This is a genomic window from Hymenobacter psoromatis (assembly GCA_001596155.1).
In the GTDB taxonomy this organism is placed as follows: Bacteria; Bacteroidota; Bacteroidia; order Cytophagales; family Hymenobacteraceae; genus Hymenobacter.
The window spans coordinates 2,251,006-2,269,764 of record CP014771.1; the positions used below are offsets into that span (position 1 = coordinate 2,251,006).

Sequence of the window (18,759 nt, forward strand, 5' to 3'; positions counted from 1 at the left end):
ATTTTGTTCAACAACGGGTGGGGGCAAGCCCCACCCCTACTTCTCTTGCCCAATAGTATCGCAAGTCCAGTGGCCGGTGGTCTTCTCCCTGGCCGCTTGCGTAGGCGCGCCGGTTTTGCGGGCGGCCAGCATGGCTTGCACCAAGCGCTGGCGCTCCTGGTCGCGCTGCTGGCGCAGCTCCAGGTCTTTTTTCAGGCTGAAATACTCGCGGCCATCGACGAAGGTATTTTCGGCTTTAGCATAGATGCTCAGCGGGTTATCGCTCCACAGCACCACGTCGGCATCCTTACCCTCCTTGATGCTGCCCATGTGCGCGTCGAGGTGCAGCATCCGGGCGGGGTTGATGGTGACGAACTCCAGGCACTCGGTTTCGGGAATGCCGCCGTACTTCACGCTCTTAGCGGCTTCCTGGTTGAGGCGGCGGCTCATCTCGGCGTCGTCCGAGTTGATGGCCACGTTCAGGCCCACGCGGTGCATGATGGCGGCGTTGAATGGAATGGCGTCGCGCACCTCATTTTTATAGGCCCACCAGTCGGAAAACGTGCTGGCATTGATGCCGCGCGCCTTCATCTTGTCGGCCACCTTGTAGCCTTCCAGAATGTGGGTGAACGTGTTGACTTTGAAGCCCATCTGGTCGGCCACGTTCATCAGCATGTTAATCTCGCTCTGCACGTAGCTGTGGCAGGTGATGTGGCGCGTATCGTGCACCACTTCCACCAGCGCATCCAGCTCCAAGTCGCGGCGGGGCTGCTCGGCGGCGGCCTGCTGTTTTTTTGGTAACTTATTGTACATCAACCAGTCTTTCTCGTATTGCTTGGCGCGGGTGAAGGCGTCCACGAACACCTGCTCGGTGCCCATGCGCGTTTGCGGGAAGCGCAGCACGTTCAGCTCGCCCCAATTGCTCTGCTTCACGTTTTCGCCCAGGGCAAACTTGATGAAGCCCGGCGCGTTGGCGATTTTCATCTCCTGGCCCGTCGCGCCCCAGCGCATTTTCACCAGCGCCGACTGCCCGCCGATGGGATTGGCCGAGCCGTGCAGCAGCTGCGCGGCCACTACCCCCCCGCCAGGTCGCGGTAGATGCCCACGTCCTCGGGGTCAATGACATCGCCCACTCGCACCTCGCTGGTAACGGCCTGGGTGCCTTCGTTCACACCTTCGGCAATGGCCAGGTGCGAATGCTCGTCAATGATGCCCGGCGTGAGGTGCTTACCGGTGCCATCCAGGGTGCGCGCGCCGGCCGGGGCGGCCAGGTTCCGGCCGATTTTCTGAATCTTGCCGCCGCTCAGCAGCACGTCGGTATTCTCCAGCCGGCCGGCCTTTTCACTGGTCCAGACGGTGGCGTTTTTGATGAGCACCGGCTGCAGTACCGGCGGGCCGCCCAGGCCGTAGGCCCCGAGCGGGTAGCTCACCTTGCCCAGCACGAGGGGGGGTAGGGATTTGGCCGAGTCGCGGCGGGCCTGGCGGCTGGCCTCGTCGCGGCGGCGGGCGCGCCAGGTCACGGGCGTGCCGTCGGGCAGCTGGCCATCGCCACTAAAGGTCTTGCTCTCAGCCGCGTAGTAGCCGCTGAGGCGAATAGCGCCCGCGTTGGCGGGCGGCGTGCTGTTGTTGGTGGGCTTGGCGGGCTTCTTCTGAATTTTATCGGCGGGGTTGAAGACCAGCGTGGCCAACTCGGTGCTCACGGCGATGGAGCCGCGCACCGTATCGCCGGCCGTGGGTAGTACGCGCAGCTCGGGCGTTTCGGGCTTGCCGCCCTGGATGAGCAGCGACATATCCGCGCCAATGCGAAACTCGTTGTCTTTTACCTTATTAGCCGTCACGATGCTCAGCGCATACACGCCCCGGTAGTCGGTGGGCAGCGTCGAGAGCTGGTAGCGTTCGCCCTGCACCCAGTTGTCGAGCAGCACCGTACTTTCATCGAGCAACGGGCGCGAGCAGATGAGGAAGTTGGCCACGAGGCCAGGGCGCAGGCTACCTACCTCATTCTCGGCGTGCAGCAGGCGGGCCGGCGTGGCCGTGAGGGCCTGCAGAATCTGCTGTTCGGTGAGGCCGTAGCGGGCGGCTTTGCGCACGTTGGGCCAGAATTTGGTCTTGTCCTTGAGGTCGGCCGCCGTGAAGCAGAAGGGCAGGCCGGCCTGGGCCAGCCGGGCGGCGTTGGCCGGGGCCTGCTCCCAGTGCTGCATGTCTTCGAGGGCAATGCGCTGGGCATCGTACACATCGTCAACCTGATACGCCTCCGGGAAATTGACGGGCACCACGAACGTGGCCCCGGTGGTTTTCAGCTCGGGCAGGCGTTGGTACTCGTCGCCGTGGCCTTTGATAATGTACTGCACGCCGGCCTCGTCCCCTACCCTATCGGCGCGCAGCGCCGAGAGCTTGTCGCGCACCTCAAAAATGGCGGGCAGGCTTTTTTGGCGGCTCAGGGCCTGCAAGCTCAGGTTCTGCTCACGGCGCGGGTTGCGCTGGTTCCAGCTGGCGTCGAGGTAGGTCTGGCGCAGCAGCGCGATACTGCCCATCAGCGAGCTAGGGTAGTCCTGGGTCGAAGTGCCTTTATCAAACGACAAGCCGCTGGCGGCCCGGTCGAGCAAAAGCACCTCGTTTTCCTTGAGGTCCGTGTTGAGGCTCACCAACGCCGCCGTGCCGCGCATAATGCCGTCGGGCTGCTGCGTGAGCACCGCCCCGAAGCCCAGCTGCCGGTAGGCTTTGGCCTGCTCGGCGTTGATTTTGAACAGCTCAGCCGCGTTGGCTTCGGGGTGAATGGCTTGGTTCCAGTCGTAGGCCCCCGCCTTTTGCGAGTCGAACTGCGGGCCGCCGCCGCGCCGGCCGCGCCGCTCGGGAGCCTTGGTTTCGGGCACGCCGTAGCTGGTGAAAATATCGACCAGACCAGGGTACACGAACTGCCCGCGCAGGTCGCGCACCACCGCGCCAGCCGGAATTTTAACCGAAGCTGTAGGCCCAACCGCCTCCACTTTTCCCTCCCGAATGACGAGCGTCGCGTCCTTCAGCTGGGTCTGGTAGTCAGTCTGAATGGTGGCGTGCGTGAAAGCGTAGAGGCCCGGCCGCTGGTCGTACACGCCGTTGCGGGGGTAGGTGCCGGGCTGCGCCAGCGCCGGCGCGGCCGCGCCCAGGCCCAGCAAAGCCAGCCCGGCGCGCAGCGAAAAAGAGAGCTTCGGAGTCAAGGTAGAACCAATAAAAAGCAACGGAGTAAAAAGCCGGCATCCACGCGGCCGACCCCTGCGCCAAAAGTAGCAGCGGGCGGGCACCAAGCTGCATCCTATCCCGAATTATTATCGTTTTTTTCAGGTAACTTTCTTTCTTCAACCGCTTCTTTCTCATGCGCAAAGGCACCCAGGTCAGTTGGAAATACGGCACCGGCACGGCCACCGGCAAAATCGAATCCGTCCACAAAGAATCCATCACCCGCAAGCTCAAGGGCAGCGACATCACCCGCCACGGCACGGCCGATAACCCGGCCTTCGTTATCGTGCAGGACAACGGCGACCGGGTTCTTAAGCTCAAAAGCGAAGTAAAACCAATTAGCTGACCGTGATTACCTTTATCCGTTTTTTATAGCTATCTCTTTCCTTATTTCTTTTCCTTATGTCCCTTTTCACTCATGCCCTTTTCTACTGCTGAGTTTTATGCCGTGCGCTACCAGGCCGAGCCGCCGCTGGTGCGGGGGGTAGTGCAACGGCCACTCTCCCCGGCCGAGTTCACGGAAGCCTGTGAGTTGCTGCTGGCAATGGCGCAACGGCACCAGTGCCCGTTTTGGCTGCTCGATGGCCAGGCCGACACTGCCGAGCGCCCAACTGACGTGTACGATTGGCTGGGCGACGAATTTCTGCCCCGCGTGTACAAAACGCTGGGGCTCATTCCGTGCCTGGCCTTCGTGGCGCGGGCCGAGTTTTGGGAGGCGCTGCAAGCCCGCAACTATGCCTCGCCCACCAGCACGCTGTTCGCGACCACGTTTCGGGCCGACTGGTTTACCAGCGAGGCAGCTGCCCTGGCCTGGCTGGGGCAGTTCCGGCCGGCCATTGGCGTGCCGGTGGGGGGGTAGGGCCGCCATTTTTCTGCCAAACAAGAAGCCCCGCCGGCAGCAGCTGGTGGGGCTTCTTGGTGAAGTCAGGTAAAAACCGGGGGGTAGGGCCGGGCCTAGCGGTTGTGCGGGTCGGGCTTGATGAAGGCTTCCTTCTCCATTTCTTCGGGCACCACCACGATGCCTTTTTGCAGCATCGAGTTGCGCTTGCCGTAGAGGAAATACACCACGAAGCCCACCAGCATCCAGCCAAAGGCTACTTTCAGCGTGAACGAGTCGAGGCCGATGATGAGCAGCGTACACACGCCCGCCCCCATAAAAGGCACCAGCGGAAACGACGGGGTAGAGAGCGGCGAACGGAACGGGCGGTGCTGCTCAGGGTCCGACTTGCGCATAATCCACACGCCCAGGCTCACCAGCACGAAAGCCAGCAGGGTGCCGAATGAGGTGAGGTCGCCGGCCAGATTGCCAGGCACTAAGGCCGCGAACAAGCCCACGAATACCATCAAAATCAGGTTCGACTTGTAGGGCGTGTTGAAGCGCGGGTGGATGTCGGAGAAGGCTTTGGGCATCAGCCCGTCTTTGGCCATCGAGAAGAAAACGCGGCTCTGACCCATGAGCATCACGAGCATAACGGACGTGAAACCCAGCAGGATACCGACCGTGACGGCCGTGGCCAGCCAGCCGTAGCCGGTCATGTGCGCCTTAATGGCATAGCTCACCGAAGCCTCGCCGCCAATGGCCGGGTCAGCAAATTCGCGCCAGTTGGCCACGCCCGTCAGCACGTACCCAAACAGGATGTAGAGCACCGTGCAGATGGCCAGCGAGCCCAGGATGCCGATGGGCATGTCGCGCTTGGGGTTGCGGGCTTCCTGCGCGGCCGTGCTCACGGCATCAAAACCAATAAAGGCAAAAAACACGATGCCCGCGCCGCCCAGCACGCCGCCCCAGCCGTGCTTGTTCCAGCCCTCGTAAGTGCGAACGACTTCGCCGGCGGCGTTTTTCACCACCGCGTCGGCCGGAATGAGGTAGGGCGTGTGGTTGGCGGGGTTGATGAACTGCCAGCCCACCCCGATGAACACGATAACGATAAGCACCTTCAGCACCACGATAATGGCGTTGAACATGGCCGACTCTTGGGTGCCTTTTACCAGCAACAAGCTCAGGGCCACGATGATGAGCAGCGCCGGCAGGTTGATAACCCCGTGCTCCGACACGCCATTGATGACGGCGTGCTCGAAAGGTGAGTGGCACAGACTATACGGTATATCCGTACCAAAAGTCTCCAGCAGCTTATTCAGATATTCGCTCCAGGCGATGGACACGGTGGCCGCGCCCAGGGCGTATTCCATGATGAGCGCCCAGCCGATAATCCAGGCCACGAACTCGCCCATCGTGGTGTAGGCGTAGGTGTAGGCCGAGCCGGCGATGGGAATCATGGCCGCGAACTCGGCGTAGCAGAGGCCCGCGAACACGCAGCCGAAGGCCGCCAGCACGAAGGCCGCCGTCACGCCCGGCCCCGACGCCTGCGCGGCGGCGGCGGCGGTCCGCACGAACAGGCCCGCCCCGATGATGGCCCCCACGCCCAGTGCCAGGAGGTTGCCCGCGCCCAGCGTGCGTTGCAGGGTGCCGTGTCCGGTTGAGTTAGCTTCGCCCAGAAGTTGGGCGAGCGGTTTTTTGGCAAAAATACTAGCCATGCAAAAAGAGGTAAAAGAACGAGTGGGGGGAAATAGTAACCGTTTTTTCGCGTTGCGATAAGCCTGGGAAACGACCAGCCGGGCCGAAAATACGCGAAACTTTGCGACTGGCGCACTTCCGGGTTTGGCAAGGGCTTTGCGCACGGGCGCGCCGGGCAGTGCCTACCCCCCGTTAGCCGGGCCATAGGCCCGCTGGGGCTGCCTTTTTAGTTTATTCATTATCAGCGATTGTTTATGAAAAAAACCTCCCTGTTCTTCATCCTGCTCGGCCTGGCCGCCGCCAGTGCCCACGCCCAAACCAGCGCAGGCCCTACCCCCCCCGCCGACCGCAACGCCGTGCAACAGGCCACCACCCAGGCCCAGCGCCTGGCCCAGGAGCTGAGCCTCTCGCCCGACCAGCACGCCCGCCTGCGCCAGGTGCTGCTACTGACCCGCCAGCACATGGACGCCGACCGCGCCACCCACCACGACGACCCCGCCGCCCTGCAAACCGCCATGACCTTCGACCGGGCCAAATCGGACGAGCTGATTCGCGGGGTGCTCACGCCCGCGCAGTACGTGCGCTACCAGCAGCTCAAGGCCGCCCGCATCGGGCAATTGCACACCACGGTGCATACCAATTAGCTGCATAAGCGCCCTGCGCATTCACCTCAACCTACCGCCTTCATCGGCAGAAAAGCCCTCTCCGGCGATGGAAGAGGGCTTTTTCGTGCCCGGCGCGGGCTTTGGCGTGCTCCTTGTATTTCCCCTGGCACCTCGGAGCCAACGCGGCCGCGCCTCCTGCTTTTCTCTCCTTTTTTCTGCTCAAAAATCAGTTGTTGTATTATGAAAAAGTCCCTGCTTCTGCTGGCCGCTATGGCCTTTGCCACCGCCAGCTTTGCCCAGACCATCCCCGCCCCTACCCCTGCCCAAACGGCCCAGACGCACCGCGGCAAACATGCTCACCAGCATAAAACCCCCGAGCAGCGCGCGGACCACCGCACCGCCATGCTCACCAAAAAGCTGAGCCTGACCGCTACCCAGCAGTCTAAGGTGCATCAAATAGTGCTGGCTCAGGCCCAGGAAGGCCAGGCGCTGAAGGCGCAATACCCCGCCCAAGCGCAGCGGCAGGCCCGCCACCAGGCCATGCAGGCCGGCCGCACCAAGTACCAGGCCCAGCTGCACGGCGTGCTCAGCGCCGACCAGTATGGCAAGCTGCAAGCCATGCGCCAGGAGCACAAGGGTGAGCACGGCAGCAAGCGGCCAGTTAAAAGCTAGCCCGCCGTGCCCCTACCCCCCTCCCAAACCCCGGCCCCACGGCCGGGGTTTTTTGGTGCCCGGCGCGCCGGGGCGCGGGGTGCCGGGCCGGGCTATGTTGGGCCGGCTCGTTATATTTGACCTTATCACCTACCCCGGCAGCCCGATAATCAGGCATTTAGCCTCGCGCCGCCAACCTCCCCCATGCCGCTCCCCAGTAGTAGCACCCCCGCGGTGCAGATTCAGCAATTTTATGATAAGGGCCTGGCGCACGCCTCGTACGCCGTGCGCGCCGGCCGCCAGATGGCCGTGATTGACCCCGGCCGCGACCCGCAGCCCTACTACGATTTTGCCGACGAGCACGACGCCGAGATTGTGGCCGTGATTGAGACGCACCCCCACGCCGACTTCGTGAGCAGCCACCTCGAAATAGCCCGCGAAACCAACGCCACTATCTATTGCAGCAAGCTCACCGGCGCGCGCTACCCCCACAAAAACTTCGACGACGGCGACCGCCTCAAGCTGGGCACCGTGGAGCTGCACGCCCTCAACACCCCCGGCCACTCGCCCGATAGCATCAGCGTATTACTGATGGATGAGCTGGCCCAGACCCGCGCCGTGTTCACGGGCGACACGCTGTTTGTGGGCGACGTGGGCCGGCCCGACCTGCGCGAGGACGCCGCCGGCGGCGGCCACACCCGCGAGGCCCTGGCCGCCCAGCTCTACGCCAGCCTGCGCCAAAAGCTGATGGCCCTACCCCCCGCCACGCGCGTGTACCCGGCCCACGGCCCCGGCTCGCTGTGCGGCAAAACCACCAGCCCCGACCTCGACAGCACCATCGCCAAAGAGCTGGCTACCAACTACGCGCTCCAGCCTATGTCGGAGCCCGAGTTTATCGAGGTGCTGCTCGAAGACCAGCCGTTCGTGCCCAAATATTTTGGGCACGACGTGCAGCTCAACAAGCAGGGCGCGCCCAACTTTGAGGACAGCGTGCGGGCCGTGCCGCGCCTGGGCAACCAGGCCGCGCCCGAGCCGGGCGTGCTGCTCATCGACACTCGGCCGGCCGCGCAGTTCCGCGCCGGCCACCTGCCGGGCGCCCTCAACCTGCAGGACGGCGGCAAGTTCGAAACCTGGCTGGGCTCAATAGTCGGCCCCGCCGAGCCGTTCTACCTGCTGGCCGACACCCGGATTCAGCTCGACGCCGTGATTCGCAAAGCCGCCAAAATCGGCTACGAGGCCACCATCAAGAGTGCGTTGCTCTCCCCTACCCCCCTGCCCGCCACCAGCCCCGAGGTGGACGCGGCAGCCGTGCGCGCCCACCCCGAGCAGTTCACCATCGTGGACGTGCGCAACCGCACCGAAGCAGCTAAACCCTTATTCGACAACGCCTTGCTTATTCCGCTGCCCGAGCTACGCGAGCGCGTGGGCGAAATCCCGACCGACCGGCCCGTGCTGGTGCACTGCGCCGGCGGCTACCGCTCGGCGGCCGGGGCCAGCATCATTGCAGCTGGCTTGCCAGGAGTAGCGGTGTATGATTTGGGCGAGGCGGTGGGGAAGTTTTTGGGGGAGTCGTCTTAATTACTGCTGTTACGTAGCGGGGAGTAGCGCGAACTTTGTAGTTCGCGTCCCCGCGCCGTTAAAGCCATTGCAACGGCGCGGGGACGCGAACTACAAAGTTCGCGCTACTCCCCGTTGCCATCTCGAACAAGGGAGTGCGTAACAGCAGTTAATTAGGGCTTAGCAATACCTAACTCGTACCTTTACTTATATGAAAATCACGCTCGAAATCCCTGACAACCGCGCTGACTTCTTGCTGGAATTGTTGCGCAGCTTACCCTTTGTTAAGCTGCGGGTTCAGGCCGCCAAAGCCGCCCCTTCGGACGAAACCGCTCACCTACTGTCCTCGCCCACCAACGCCGCCCGGCTCTACGACGCCCTGGACCGCGACCGCCGGGGCCAGCGGGAAACCCACGAGCTGCCGGCCACGCTGTGACGTTGAGCTGGGACAGCGCCGCCTGGGAGGATTTTCAGTACTGGCTCGACACCGACAAGGCGATGGCCCGCAAGATTCGGGGGCTGCTCAAGGAGTGCCTGCGCACGCCCACCACGGGCACGGGCAAGCCCGAACCCCGAACCCCTTAAACATGACTTCGCCGGCTATTGGTCGCGCCGCATCAGCGGGGAGCACCGGCTGATTTACCGCTTTGAAACCGGCTTAGTGCATGTTTTGCAATGCCGCTTCCATTACGCCGCAAAGTAGCAAAAGCGGCATTGGCAGGGCGCTTCCTAATCGCGCCAGTTTTTGCCCTTGTTATTCTACTAGCTAGTTTTTGATTATTTTCAGATTACAGTCAATTTAGTTCCTTCATATTATTTTGCGCCCTTAATCATTGACCACAGCAAGGCATTTGCTGCTTAATCTGTAATAAGTACTATATGATTCAGAAACCCATTTGCTGTCTTGTACTGCTTCTTAGCCTTTCATTTTCCGTTTCGCTGCAAGCGTAGCAACGTATTCCCCTGGAGGTATTGCCCAGCGGACATATCGTCGTAAAGGCAACCGTTAATGGCGTAGAAGGACGATTTATCTTCGATACCGGTGGCGGAATAAATCTACTCACCCAGAAATTCGCACAACGCGTGAAGGGGTTGTAGAAACAGGATGGGCGTTTGACTGCCTTCCGGGCCATTGGCGACCGATTAAACCTGGAACTATATACAGCCAAGTCCATTACAGTGGGAACCTTTGTTGCCAACAGCACCACCCTAACCGTTTATGAGGGGGAACTAGGGGGCCTAGATGGCCTACTTACTCTAACGGCCTTCCAACGCCAACCCTTTACCCTTGATTTGCGCAACAAGCAACTCGTCTTGGAAACGCCTACCTCCTTGGCCAAGCGCCGCAAATCAGGCAACGCTATCCCCCTGCAAGTGGGCAGTGCCCACGGCCAAACACTTGATATATCCGCCTACTTTCGCGTCAATGATAAGCTGACCCTCTTGTTTCCGCTTGATAGTGGTGCTGGCAAGGGTGTATACCGCATTAATTCGGCCTTTGCCTCGCAACTCGGGATTGACACCGCTGCACTGGCACCCGCTAATCGCATCGTACGAGCCAGCGAGTTCTCCCCGAATAACCGTAATATCATCTATTGAGCGACCCTAGACAAGCTTACACCACAAGCAATTCCTAGCCTCCAGCTAACGAAAGCTCCCATCCAGTTGGTCAATGGCCTAATTTACGACGGCATTATCCCATTAGACTGGTTAGGCGAACAGCTGACGATTGATATCCCTCATCAGGAACTACTAATTAACTAGTATTAAGCTCAAGTTATTGAGTTGATAAATACTTTGCTGCCATGTTAGGGTGATTTAAGCAAGATTTAAACCCTTTTGCAATAGCTAGACGGTAGCCTCTGAAAAGAGGAAACCCCGACCGTTGGCGCGGCCGGGGTTTCGATGCGGGGTTTTCTGACAACCCAACATCATACTCACATGACAAGGGAAAACGCGACTAAACTGCTACGGGCCTAGAGCAAATGGAGCAGGAAGCGCGTCCGAAGGCCAGCCCTACCAGAACTTATTGATACACACCTCCTGGTTTTTCTTCTTCAGCCGCAGGCCAATCAGGATTTCGTGGCTGCCGCCGTTGTATCCGGCCAGCTGCGAGGTGCCGGAATCGTAGGAATAGCCTATCGTGTACTGCTCGTAGCTGAGGCCCACCATGCCAATCACCGAGTCGAAGGCGCGCCACGACGCGCCGAACCACAGCAGGTCCTTGTACTTGAGCTTGGCGTTGAGGTCCACCGAGAGCGGGCCGGGGCTCACAATCTTGACCAGCGCCGAGGGCACCACCGACCAGTCTTCGGAGAGCGGCAGCCGCACCCCACCCGTGAGGAAATAGTGCCGCTGCAGCGAGTTGCCAGGCGCGCCCGCATCGAGCTGGTTGGGGCCGTAGGAAAAGTTGAGCTTATTGCCAAAAAGCTGCGCGCCGGCTACCCCCACGTAGAAATTGGGGCTATAGACCCACAGGCCGGCCGAGCCATCAATGACCCGCGAGGCGGCGCTGGCCGCCACGGTGGTCGGGTCGTAGAAGTGCAGCAATTGCCCATCGACGGCAAACTGCTGCATGCCCATCGACACGCCCAGGGCCGCGCGGATGTCGCGCGTCAGCCGCAGGTTGTAGGCGTAGGAGCCGTAGAGGCTGGTGCGGCTCGTGGGGCCGGTCACGTCGTTATATATCAGGCCGCCGATGGCATGAAACGGCCGCTGGCGGTCGCGCAGCGGGTGCTTGCCGTTGGTGCCGCGCCACGGGGCCAGCGACGAGCTGCCGCTGAGATAAAAGGTGCGGGGCGCGCCCTCCAGGCCCACCCACTGGGTGCGGTAGCTGGCCTTGAGGTCAATATAATCCTCCACGCCGGTCGCGCCGGGGTTCAGGATATAATTGTTGTTCATGTACTGGCTGTACTGCGCCTGCTGCTGGGCCAGGGCCGGCACGGCGGCCAGCAGCAGCAGGGTAAACAGCAGAGATAGAGTTTTTTTCATAACCGTAAGTACCTGGAAATTTATTTCAAGAAATTGCTTGATAAGTAAGCAGCTGAATTAATGCCGACGCTATTCTGAAAATCTCTAGAACGTCATTCCGAGCTCGCCGAGGAATCTCGCCCGCGTCGCCGAACGACACCCGGACGACTGCGGGCGAGATTCCTCGGCAAGCTCGGAATGACGTTCTAGAGACTTCGCTTGCTTCCTGAATAGCTTCAATTAACAACTTAATACAGAATGGTAATCGACCCGGCGTAGGACCTACCCAACGGGCCTTTTGTGACGACGACGTAATAATAAGTGCCCACCGGGGCGGGCTGGCCGTTGATGTCGCCGCGCCACTCGTTGGCGCGGCTGTAGTTTTCGGTCGAGAAAATCTTGCTACCCCAGCGGTTGAACACGGTCACGGTGTTGTCGGGATATTGGTCGATAAACTCAATCTGCCAGGTGTCGTCGCGGCCGTCGCCGTTGGGCGTGAAGACGTTGGGAATACGGATGGCCGGGTGCACGGTCACCGTCACCTGGCTGGAAGAGGCGCAGCCCCCTACCCCCGCCGAAAGCGTGTAGGTGGTCGTGACCAGGGGCGCGGCCAGGGGTTGCAGCGGGTTGTTGCCTGGAAAGGTGAGGCCCAGCGCCGGCGTCCACATCACGGGGTAGGTGCCATCGGCGGTGCCTTCCAGCAGCACCGACGAGCCGGCCAGAATATCCTTATCGGGGCCGGCATTCACCACCACCGGCGGCAGAATGCGCACCACCACGCCGTTGGACACGAGCGTCACGGCCTGGCCGCAGGCGTCGGCGGTGCTCAGGCGCAGCGTCACGGTCTGGCCCGCGCGCAGCGTAGTGCTGGTGAAAACCGGCGTGGTGGCCCCGGCCACGTCGTTGCCGTTCACTTGCCACTGGTAGGCGGGGGTAGGGCCGGCGTTGGTCACGCTGGCGATGCTGAACGTGAGCGGCGAGCCCAGGCACACCGGCGCATCAGGCTGCACGGCAATGGCCAGCGTGGGCTGCGGCGTGGGCGTGCGCGTGACCGTGACGGTGGCCGTGGCCCCGCCCGTGGCGCACAGCCCCACCGTGGGCGTTACCTGCACCCGCACCTGGTCGCCGGTGGCCAGCGTGCTGCTGGTGAACGTAGGCCCGCTGGCCACGGCCGCGCCGTTGACAAACCACTGGAAGGTGGGCGCGGCCCCCGCGTTCGTGACCACGGCCGCGAAGGTGAGGGCCGTGCCGGCGCACTGCACGGGCGGGGCCGCCAGGGTCACGGTGGGCGTCACCAAGGGCTGCACGGTAATCGTAACCACGTTGGAAATGCCCGTGGAGCAAGTGCCGGTGCCCGACGTGACGCGGCGGCGGAAGTAAGTAGTAGCCGTGAGCGGGCCGGGCGCATAAGTCGAGGCGGTAGCGCCCGCGATGGCATTCCAGGTAGAATTATCCGCCGAAGATTCCCACTGATAAGCAAACGTGCCGATGCCGCCGCCGGCATCCCCGGTGCTGGTGAGGGGGGTAGGCGTGTTGCCGGCGCAAATGGTTTGGTCGGCGGCAATGGTGCCGGCCGTGAGCGCCGGCAATACGGTGATGGCCACGGAGGCCGAATACACGGGGCCGCACGGCCCCGACGTTACCTGCCGCCGGAAGTAAGTAGTGGCCGTGAGCGGGCCGGGCGCGTAGGTTTCGGCCGTCGCGCCGCCAATGGCGGTCCAGGTGGCATTATCCGGCGACGATTCCCACTGATAAGCAAACGTGCCGGTGCCGCCGCCAGCACTGGCCAGGCTGGTGAGGGCGGCGGGGGTAGCGCCGGGGCACACCGCCTGGGCGGTGCCGATGCTGCCCGCCGCCAGGGCCGGAGTTATGGTAATAGTAACGACATTGGACACGGCCGGGGCGCAGGTGCCCGCGTTCACCCGGCGGCGGAAATAGGTCGTGGCGCTTAGGGTGCCGGGCGCGTAGGTTTCGGCCGTCGCGCCGCCAATGGCCGCCCAGGTGACATTATCCGGCGACGATTCCCACTGATAGGCAAACGTGCCCGCGCCGCCGCTGGCCGGGGCGCTGCTCGTGAGCGGCGCGGAAGCAGTGCCGACGCAGAGCGCCTGGTCGCTGCCAATGGTGCCGGCCAGCAGCGCCGGCAGCACGGTAATGGTCACGACGGGCGAATACGCCGGCCCACAATTCCCTGACATCACCCGCCGCCGATAATACGTCGTGGCTGTAACCGGGCCGGGCGCGTAAGTGGAGGCCGTAGCGCCCGCGATGGCATTCCAGTTCGAATTATCCGGCGAAGCCTCCCACTGATAGGCAAACGTGCCGGTGCCGCCGCCAGCGTCACCCGTGCTGGTGAGGGGGGTAGGTGTGTCGCCGGCGCACACCGTTTGGTCGGCGGCAATGGTGCCGGCCGTGAGCGTTGGCAATACGGTGATGGCTATGGGGGCCGCATACACGGGGCCGCACGGCCCCGACGTTACCTGGCGCCGGAAGTAGGTGGTAACCGTGAGCGGGCCGGGCGCATAGGTCTCGGCCGTCGCGCCGGCGATGATAGTCCAGGTAACATTATCCGGCGACGACTCCCATTGATAAGCAAACGTGCCGGTGCCGCCGCTAACCCCTGCCAGGCTGTTGAGGATGGCGGGGGTAGCGCCGGGGCACAGCGTTTGGGCGGTGCCGATGGTGCCGGCCGCCAGGGCCGGGGTTATGGTAATAGTGACCACATTGGACAAGACCGGCGCACAAGCGCTGCCCGCACTGGCCTGGCGGCGGAAGTACGTGGTAGCATTCAGGGCACCCGGCGCATACGTCGGCCCGGTGGCCCCGCCAATGGCCGTCCAGGTAGTATTATCTACCGAAGACTGCCACTGGTACGTGATGGTGCCCGTGCCGCCGCCGGCATCAGCGGCGCTGGTGAGGGGGGTAGGCGTGGCACCGGCGCAGAGGGCCTGGTCGGCCGCGATGGTGCCGGCCACCAGGGCGGGCGTCACGGTGATGGTGACGACGTTGGTCGGGGCGGTGGTGCAGGTGCCGGAGAGCACCTGCCGGCGAAAATACGTGGTGGTGGCCAGCGGGCCGGGCGCAAAGGTTTCGGCCGTGGCTCCGTTGATAGTCACCCAGGCAATATTATCCAGCGACGCCTCCCACTGATAGGCAAACGTGCCGGTGCCGCCCGTGGCCGGGGCCAGGCTCGTGAGCGGCGCGGGGGCGCTGCCGGCACACACCGTCTGGTCGGCGGCGATGCTGCCGGCCACCAGGGCCGGCAGCACGGTGATGGCGATGGAGGCCGTGGGCGTGCGCGGCGCGCAAAAGCCCGAGGTAACCAGCCGCCGGAAGTAGGTCGTGACGGTCAGCACGGCCGGCGCGTAGGCTGGAGCATTTGCTCCCGGAATATCGGTCCAGGTAGCATTATCCGGCGACGACTGCCACTGGTAGCTGAACTGTCCGGTGCCGGCTCCGGCCGGGGCCGCGCTGGTCAGCGGGGCCGGCGCGGAGCCGGCGCACACCGTTTGGGCCGCCGCGATGCTGCCCGGCGTGGGCGCGCCCGGCACCGGCACCTGGCTCTGAATCTGCCGGCAAAAGCAGTTGGTCGAGATGAGGAGCGTTACCACGTAGCTCTTCGCGCTGGGGAAGGTGTGGACCGGATTGGCTAGCGTCGATTTAGGACTGCCATCGCCAAAATCCCAGGAGTAGGTCGGCGAGTCAAAATCGATGGGCGGGCTCGTAAACGTGATTTCCAGGCAAGCCGTGGATTGCGCCCCGAAGCCGAATTGCAGCAACGAGCTTTGGTTGAAGTTGACCAGGCCCAAGCTGCTCAGGCGGCCGCCCAGTTTCAGGCTGTCATCGACGTAGCGGGCCTTGGGTCCCAGCGAGTCGGGGTGGGCGATGAAGCCCAGCGCGGGCTGGTTGTTGCGGGCCACGTAAATCTTGCCATCGGGAGCGGCCTGCAGGGAGCCCAGGTCGGCGGGGGTCTTTTGCTTGAGCGGAATATCCTGCTCAGTAACCGCCGGGCCGTTGCCACTGATGTCGAATTGCAGCAGCCTGGGCGGGTTCATCACCGTGGCGTAGAGGTAGCTGCCGGGCGAAAACCCAACCCCGTAGTATTTCCCCTTGCCTTTATCAACAATATAAGGAATCTTAGGATTAGCGCTCACTATACCCGTGCCGGTATCAAACGCAAACAGCTCGACGGTGCTGCTGCTGTCGCCCAGCGCTTCGCTGTAGCGGGCCAGGGCCAGCCGCTGGCCGTCGGGCGTTACCCTCATCTGGCCTTTGTAGCCCACGGGCGACACGCTCGGCGCGTGCAGGCTGCCGACGGCCGAGATAATGGGGGTAGTATCCACGCCGGTCGTCAGCCGCACGCGGTAGGCCAGAAAGGCATCGCCGCGGTTGTCGTTGCCGGCTTTGGCAGCGCCCCAGCCGTGCGCGATAACCCAGATGTCGCAGCCGTTTTTGTGAAAAACGCCCGTTAGCTTCTCCGCCGTGCCGCGGGCCAGGGGCGTGTTTTTGGTAGCCGCGATGACGGTGCCCGGCCCGCCACCCCCCGGAATGTCTATTTCCGAGTAGTTCAGGCCCGCGGTGCTGTCCAGGGTGAAGAGCAGGTAGCGCGTCGGCTGGCCCGGCATAACCACGCCCGGCATCCTGATGGGTAGGGGGCCGTCGGTGCTGAAGCGGCTGCCCGCCAGCCCCGTGCCGTTGGTCATCACGGTGCCGTCGCCGTTCCACACGGTTTCGCCGTTGCTGTAGAAGAGGATTTTGCCGTTGGCATCCGACATCACCCCCGAGCCGGCGGGGGCATCCATCGCCCCATTGGTAAGCACCGTCGGCGGGATGGAGTCGGTGGCCTGGTTGAAATCGAGCCCCGCCTTGAAGCCGAAGTACCAGGTATTGGCGAATTTCGTATCGGCCGCGCACTCGGGGGGCGGCGTGCCCTGGGCGCGGGCGGTGGTGGCCGCGCCGCTCAGCAGCAGGAGCAGCAGCGCCAGCAGCCAGCCGCCCGCTGGCCGCGGACGCCCCGCTGGCGGCGGGCGGCGCTGGCCGGCTGGCCGGCCGGGGGTAGCAGCCGGCGGGCAAGAACTATAAATATCAGACAGGGCAGGATGCGGTAGCTCTGCGGGCATAGTGGAGCAGGTAAGTGGGCAAGCAGGTAAGCGAGTACTCCAGAAAAAAAGTGCCACCCGCCGCCCCTAAAGGAGAGCCTGATAGCCAGCCAGCGCTAAAAAAAGCACTTCCGGCCACTTTCAGTAAAGCTACGCACGGCCAGCCAGGTTTGTACAAAGCCGTGCCCGAATAGTGCTAAAGGGTACTACTCACCGCCAATTTTGGCTTGGCCCAGCCCCTACCCCCCGCCCGTCGCTAACCTCGCCGTAGTTGTGGCCACCGCCCGCCCGCCCGACGACCAGTGCGCAAACCGGCGTCCCTGCTTTCAGCCGCCCAATGCGGCTGAAAGCAGCCCGCGCTACTTTGCCATAAACTGCTCCAGCACAGTGCGGTAGGTGTCGGGCTCTTCAAACCAGGGGAAGTGGCCGCTCTTTTCAAAAAACACGATTTGCGCGCCCGGAATGGCCTGCTTCAGGCGCCAGGCGGTGAGGGGTGCCACGTTCATATCGTAGCGGCCGGTCAGCACCAGGGTCGGAAACGTGAAGCCCGCCAGCTGGGGCGTAAAATCCTGGGTCGCCGCATCGGCCGATACGGCGGCCGACACGGCCGGCTCCAGGCCCAGCGTGCTGGCGGGCCCGAGCTTCTGGAAGTAGCGGTCGCGCTGGGCCAGCGAGTAGAAGAGCAGGTTGAAGTGGTCGCGCAGCGATGCCTCGGCGGCCGCCTGCGGCGAAGCTCCGGCCTGAGCCGCCTGCTTGTCCCGGTCCGGCGCATCGGGAAAAACATCGTCGAACAGATGCACAATCGTGCGCAGGTTGCTGCTGGCCGCATCCGAGAGCACCAGCTTGGCAATGTGTTCGGGGTGGGCGCTGGCGTAGGCGATGGCCAGCAGGCCGCCGTAGGAGTCGCCCAGCAGAATAATTTTAGCGAGCCCCAGGCCCTGGCGAAGGGCTTCGAGGTCGGCCACCTGGGCGGCCAGGGTTTGGGGCGCGCCCGCCTGCACCGGCTGGGAGGCCCCGGTGCCCCGCTGGTCATAGAAAATAACCCGGCGCTGGCGGGCCAGCTGCTGCCACACGTCGGCTGGCAGCAGGTAGGCGTGCGACAGCCCCGGCCCGCCATTGACGACCAGCAGCGGCAGCGCGGTCGCGTTGCTGCCAAATAGTTCGTAGCCCAGGTCCACCTGCGGCGTGTGGATTTTGCCCACCCGGTGGGGCAGCGCCTGGCCGTAGGAGCTAGCCGGCAGGGCCAGCCAAGCCAACACATAAAATAGCGGACGGACGGCGCGGAATAGTTTCATGGGGAGCAGGGAAGCTGGTCGAAGCCAAAGAAAAGCGCTGGAAATCGCCGAAAGCTACCCGCCCTTCCTTCCGAGCTGACAACTGTCTGAATAACCTCAAAAATAGGCTAATGGCCCGCGTTAATTTCCCTACCCCCCTGCTCGCTGCCAACCCCGCCGCAATGGCGGCCGGCCCCTGAGCAAACGACCCTTATGGACGCGCGCAACTGCCCCAATACCGCTAAACGCGCGCTGATACACTGCGCCGACGCCGGCCGCAGCTATTTCCTTAAAAAGGGGCCGCTTTTACTCTTCTATTTCTACCAAGTCAATGGTATTTTCCCCATTAATCTGCTACTGCCTGAAAGCGAATAGCAAGCGCCGCTGCAAGTAAAGTGGCTGCGGTTGGTGCTGCTCAAACCGTTGGACCGCAGCATCTTCCCGACGTTTGCTGTAGCGTTTCCAATTCACTATACCTTGTACCGCATGCGCGGTATAAATACCCATCACGGACAAGCTGAGCACTTGCCGAGCAGTAGAAATCCCCGGACTGGCCAGCTCATCTAGCCCGAATCCTATCACTAGCCCCGACGACAAAGTCATCCCTCGGGTGAGGCGGCGAGTATGTCGAAATACCTGACGCAGCGTGGCCACGCTATCTGCATGCGTGGCTAGTGGCTTGGGAGGTGAGAACTTTTGGGCTCGCCCTGGGAAGGTGACTAACCCGAGAAACAGGATAAGCAGTGGTCTCATAAAGACCAATTTATTAGCCAGTTATGAGTTTCATGTGAACATATTTGCTTAATAAAATACCCGTTAATAGCGGGTGAAATAGTACACCAGTTTGAGAACTGCTCTAAGAGGATGACTAGTTGAAAGAATCAGGTCTTATT

The 18,759-nt window shown here is 62.7% G+C and carries 11 protein-coding genes and 2 pseudogenes; 8 read left to right on the top strand and 5 right to left on the bottom strand.

Annotated elements, in window-relative coordinates; translation table 11 throughout:
- Positions 1 to 36: 36 nt before the first annotated feature.
- Positions 37 to 3,134 (bottom strand): annotated as a pseudogene (locus A0257_09580) (amidohydrolase).
- A gap of 197 nt (positions 3,135 to 3,331) precedes the next feature.
- On the opposite strand from A0257_09580, the gene A0257_09585 reads away from it, so the two are divergent.
- Positions 3,332 to 3,541 carry a hypothetical protein gene (locus A0257_09585; protein ID AMR27321.1) on the top strand — a complete coding sequence of 70 codons (210 nt, stop codon included), beginning with the start codon at positions 3,332 to 3,334 and terminating at the stop codon, positions 3,539 to 3,541.
- A gap of 72 nt (positions 3,542 to 3,613) precedes the next feature.
- A complete protein-coding gene (locus A0257_09590; GenBank protein AMR27322.1) occupies positions 3,614 to 4,054 on the top strand; it encodes a hypothetical protein in 441 nt (146 codons plus the stop codon).
- 95 nt (positions 4,055 to 4,149) lie between these two features.
- On the opposite strand, the gene A0257_09595 is transcribed toward A0257_09590, so the two are convergent.
- The gene (locus A0257_09595) at positions 4,150 to 5,730 is read right to left on the bottom strand and encodes an amino acid permease (GenBank protein ID AMR27323.1); all 1,581 of its coding nucleotides are present in this window, start codon (positions 5,728 to 5,730) and stop codon (positions 4,150 to 4,152) included.
- Positions 5,731 to 5,964: 234 nt separating this feature from the next.
- Here A0257_09595 and A0257_09600 point away from each other — a divergent pair, with 234 nt between their 5' ends.
- The 6 genes and pseudogenes from A0257_09600 to A0257_09625 all read left to right on the top strand — a co-directional run bounded on the left by A0257_09600 (position 5,965) and on the right by A0257_09625 (position 10,122).
- The gene (locus tag A0257_09600; GenBank protein AMR27324.1) at positions 5,965 to 6,354 is read left to right on the top strand and encodes a hypothetical protein; all 390 of its coding nucleotides are present in this window, start codon (positions 5,965 to 5,967) and stop codon (positions 6,352 to 6,354) included.
- 201 nt (positions 6,355 to 6,555) lie between these two features.
- Positions 6,556 to 6,987, top strand: a complete 432-nt coding sequence (locus tag A0257_09605; GenBank protein AMR27325.1) for a hypothetical protein — start codon at positions 6,556 to 6,558, stop codon at positions 6,985 to 6,987.
- 213 nt (positions 6,988 to 7,200) lie between these two features.
- Positions 7,201 to 8,544, top strand: a complete 1,344-nt coding sequence (locus A0257_09610; GenBank protein ID AMR29703.1) for a sulfurtransferase — start codon at positions 7,201 to 7,203, stop codon at positions 8,542 to 8,544.
- A gap of 190 nt (positions 8,545 to 8,734) precedes the next feature.
- Positions 8,735 to 8,959, top strand: a complete 225-nt coding sequence (locus A0257_09615; GenBank protein AMR27326.1) for a hypothetical protein — start codon at positions 8,735 to 8,737, stop codon at positions 8,957 to 8,959.
- Positions 8,956 to 9,226 (top strand): annotated as a pseudogene (locus tag A0257_09620) (toxin YoeB). The gene A0257_09615 and the pseudogene A0257_09620 overlap by 4 nt, the downstream one beginning before the upstream one ends.
- 476 nt (positions 9,227 to 9,702) lie before the next feature.
- On the top strand, positions 9,703 to 10,122 hold the full coding sequence (locus A0257_09625) for a hypothetical protein (protein ID AMR27327.1): 420 nt from the start codon (positions 9,703 to 9,705) through the stop codon (positions 10,120 to 10,122).
- A 417-nt stretch (positions 10,123 to 10,539) separates the two neighbouring features.
- On the opposite strand, the gene A0257_09630 is transcribed toward A0257_09625, so the two are convergent.
- The 3 genes from A0257_09630 to A0257_09640 form a co-directional block, all read right to left on the bottom strand.
- On the bottom strand, positions 10,540 to 11,514 hold the full coding sequence (locus A0257_09630; protein ID AMR27328.1) for a hypothetical protein: 975 nt from the start codon (positions 11,512 to 11,514) through the stop codon (positions 10,540 to 10,542).
- 227 nt (positions 11,515 to 11,741) lie between these two features.
- On the bottom strand, positions 11,742 to 16,613 hold the full coding sequence (locus tag A0257_09635) for a hypothetical protein (GenBank protein AMR27329.1): 4,872 nt from the start codon (positions 16,611 to 16,613) through the stop codon (positions 11,742 to 11,744).
- A gap of 338 nt (positions 16,614 to 16,951) precedes the next feature.
- A complete protein-coding gene (locus A0257_09640; GenBank protein AMR27330.1) occupies positions 16,952 to 17,887 on the bottom strand; it encodes a hypothetical protein in 936 nt (311 codons plus the stop codon).
- Between the last annotated feature and the right edge of the window lie 872 nt (positions 17,888 to 18,759).

What these genes read in the sequence shown, in the direction of transcription:
- A0257_09640 (AMR27330.1), bottom strand. Translation starts at nt 17,887, where the DNA reads ATGAAACTATTCCGCGCCGTCCGTCCGCTATTTTATGTGTTGGCTTGG.
- A0257_09585 (AMR27321.1), top strand. Translation starts at nt 3,332, where the DNA reads ATGCGCAAAGGCACCCAGGTCAGTTGGAAATACGGCACCGGCACGGCC.
- A0257_09595 (AMR27323.1), bottom strand. Translation starts at nt 5,730, where the DNA reads ATGGCTAGTATTTTTGCCAAAAAACCGCTCGCCCAACTTCTGGGCGAA.
- A0257_09590 (AMR27322.1), top strand. Translation starts at nt 3,614, where the DNA reads ATGCCCTTTTCTACTGCTGAGTTTTATGCCGTGCGCTACCAGGCCGAG.
- A0257_09615 (AMR27326.1), top strand. Translation starts at nt 8,735, where the DNA reads ATGAAAATCACGCTCGAAATCCCTGACAACCGCGCTGACTTCTTGCTG.
- A0257_09635 (AMR27329.1), bottom strand. Translation starts at nt 16,613, where the DNA reads ATGCCCGCAGAGCTACCGCATCCTGCCCTGTCTGATATTTATAGTTCT.
- A0257_09605 (AMR27325.1), top strand. Translation starts at nt 6,556, where the DNA reads ATGAAAAAGTCCCTGCTTCTGCTGGCCGCTATGGCCTTTGCCACCGCC.
- A0257_09600 (AMR27324.1), top strand. Translation starts at nt 5,965, where the DNA reads ATGAAAAAAACCTCCCTGTTCTTCATCCTGCTCGGCCTGGCCGCCGCC.
- A0257_09630 (AMR27328.1), bottom strand. Translation starts at nt 11,514, where the DNA reads ATGAAAAAAACTCTATCTCTGCTGTTTACCCTGCTGCTGCTGGCCGCC.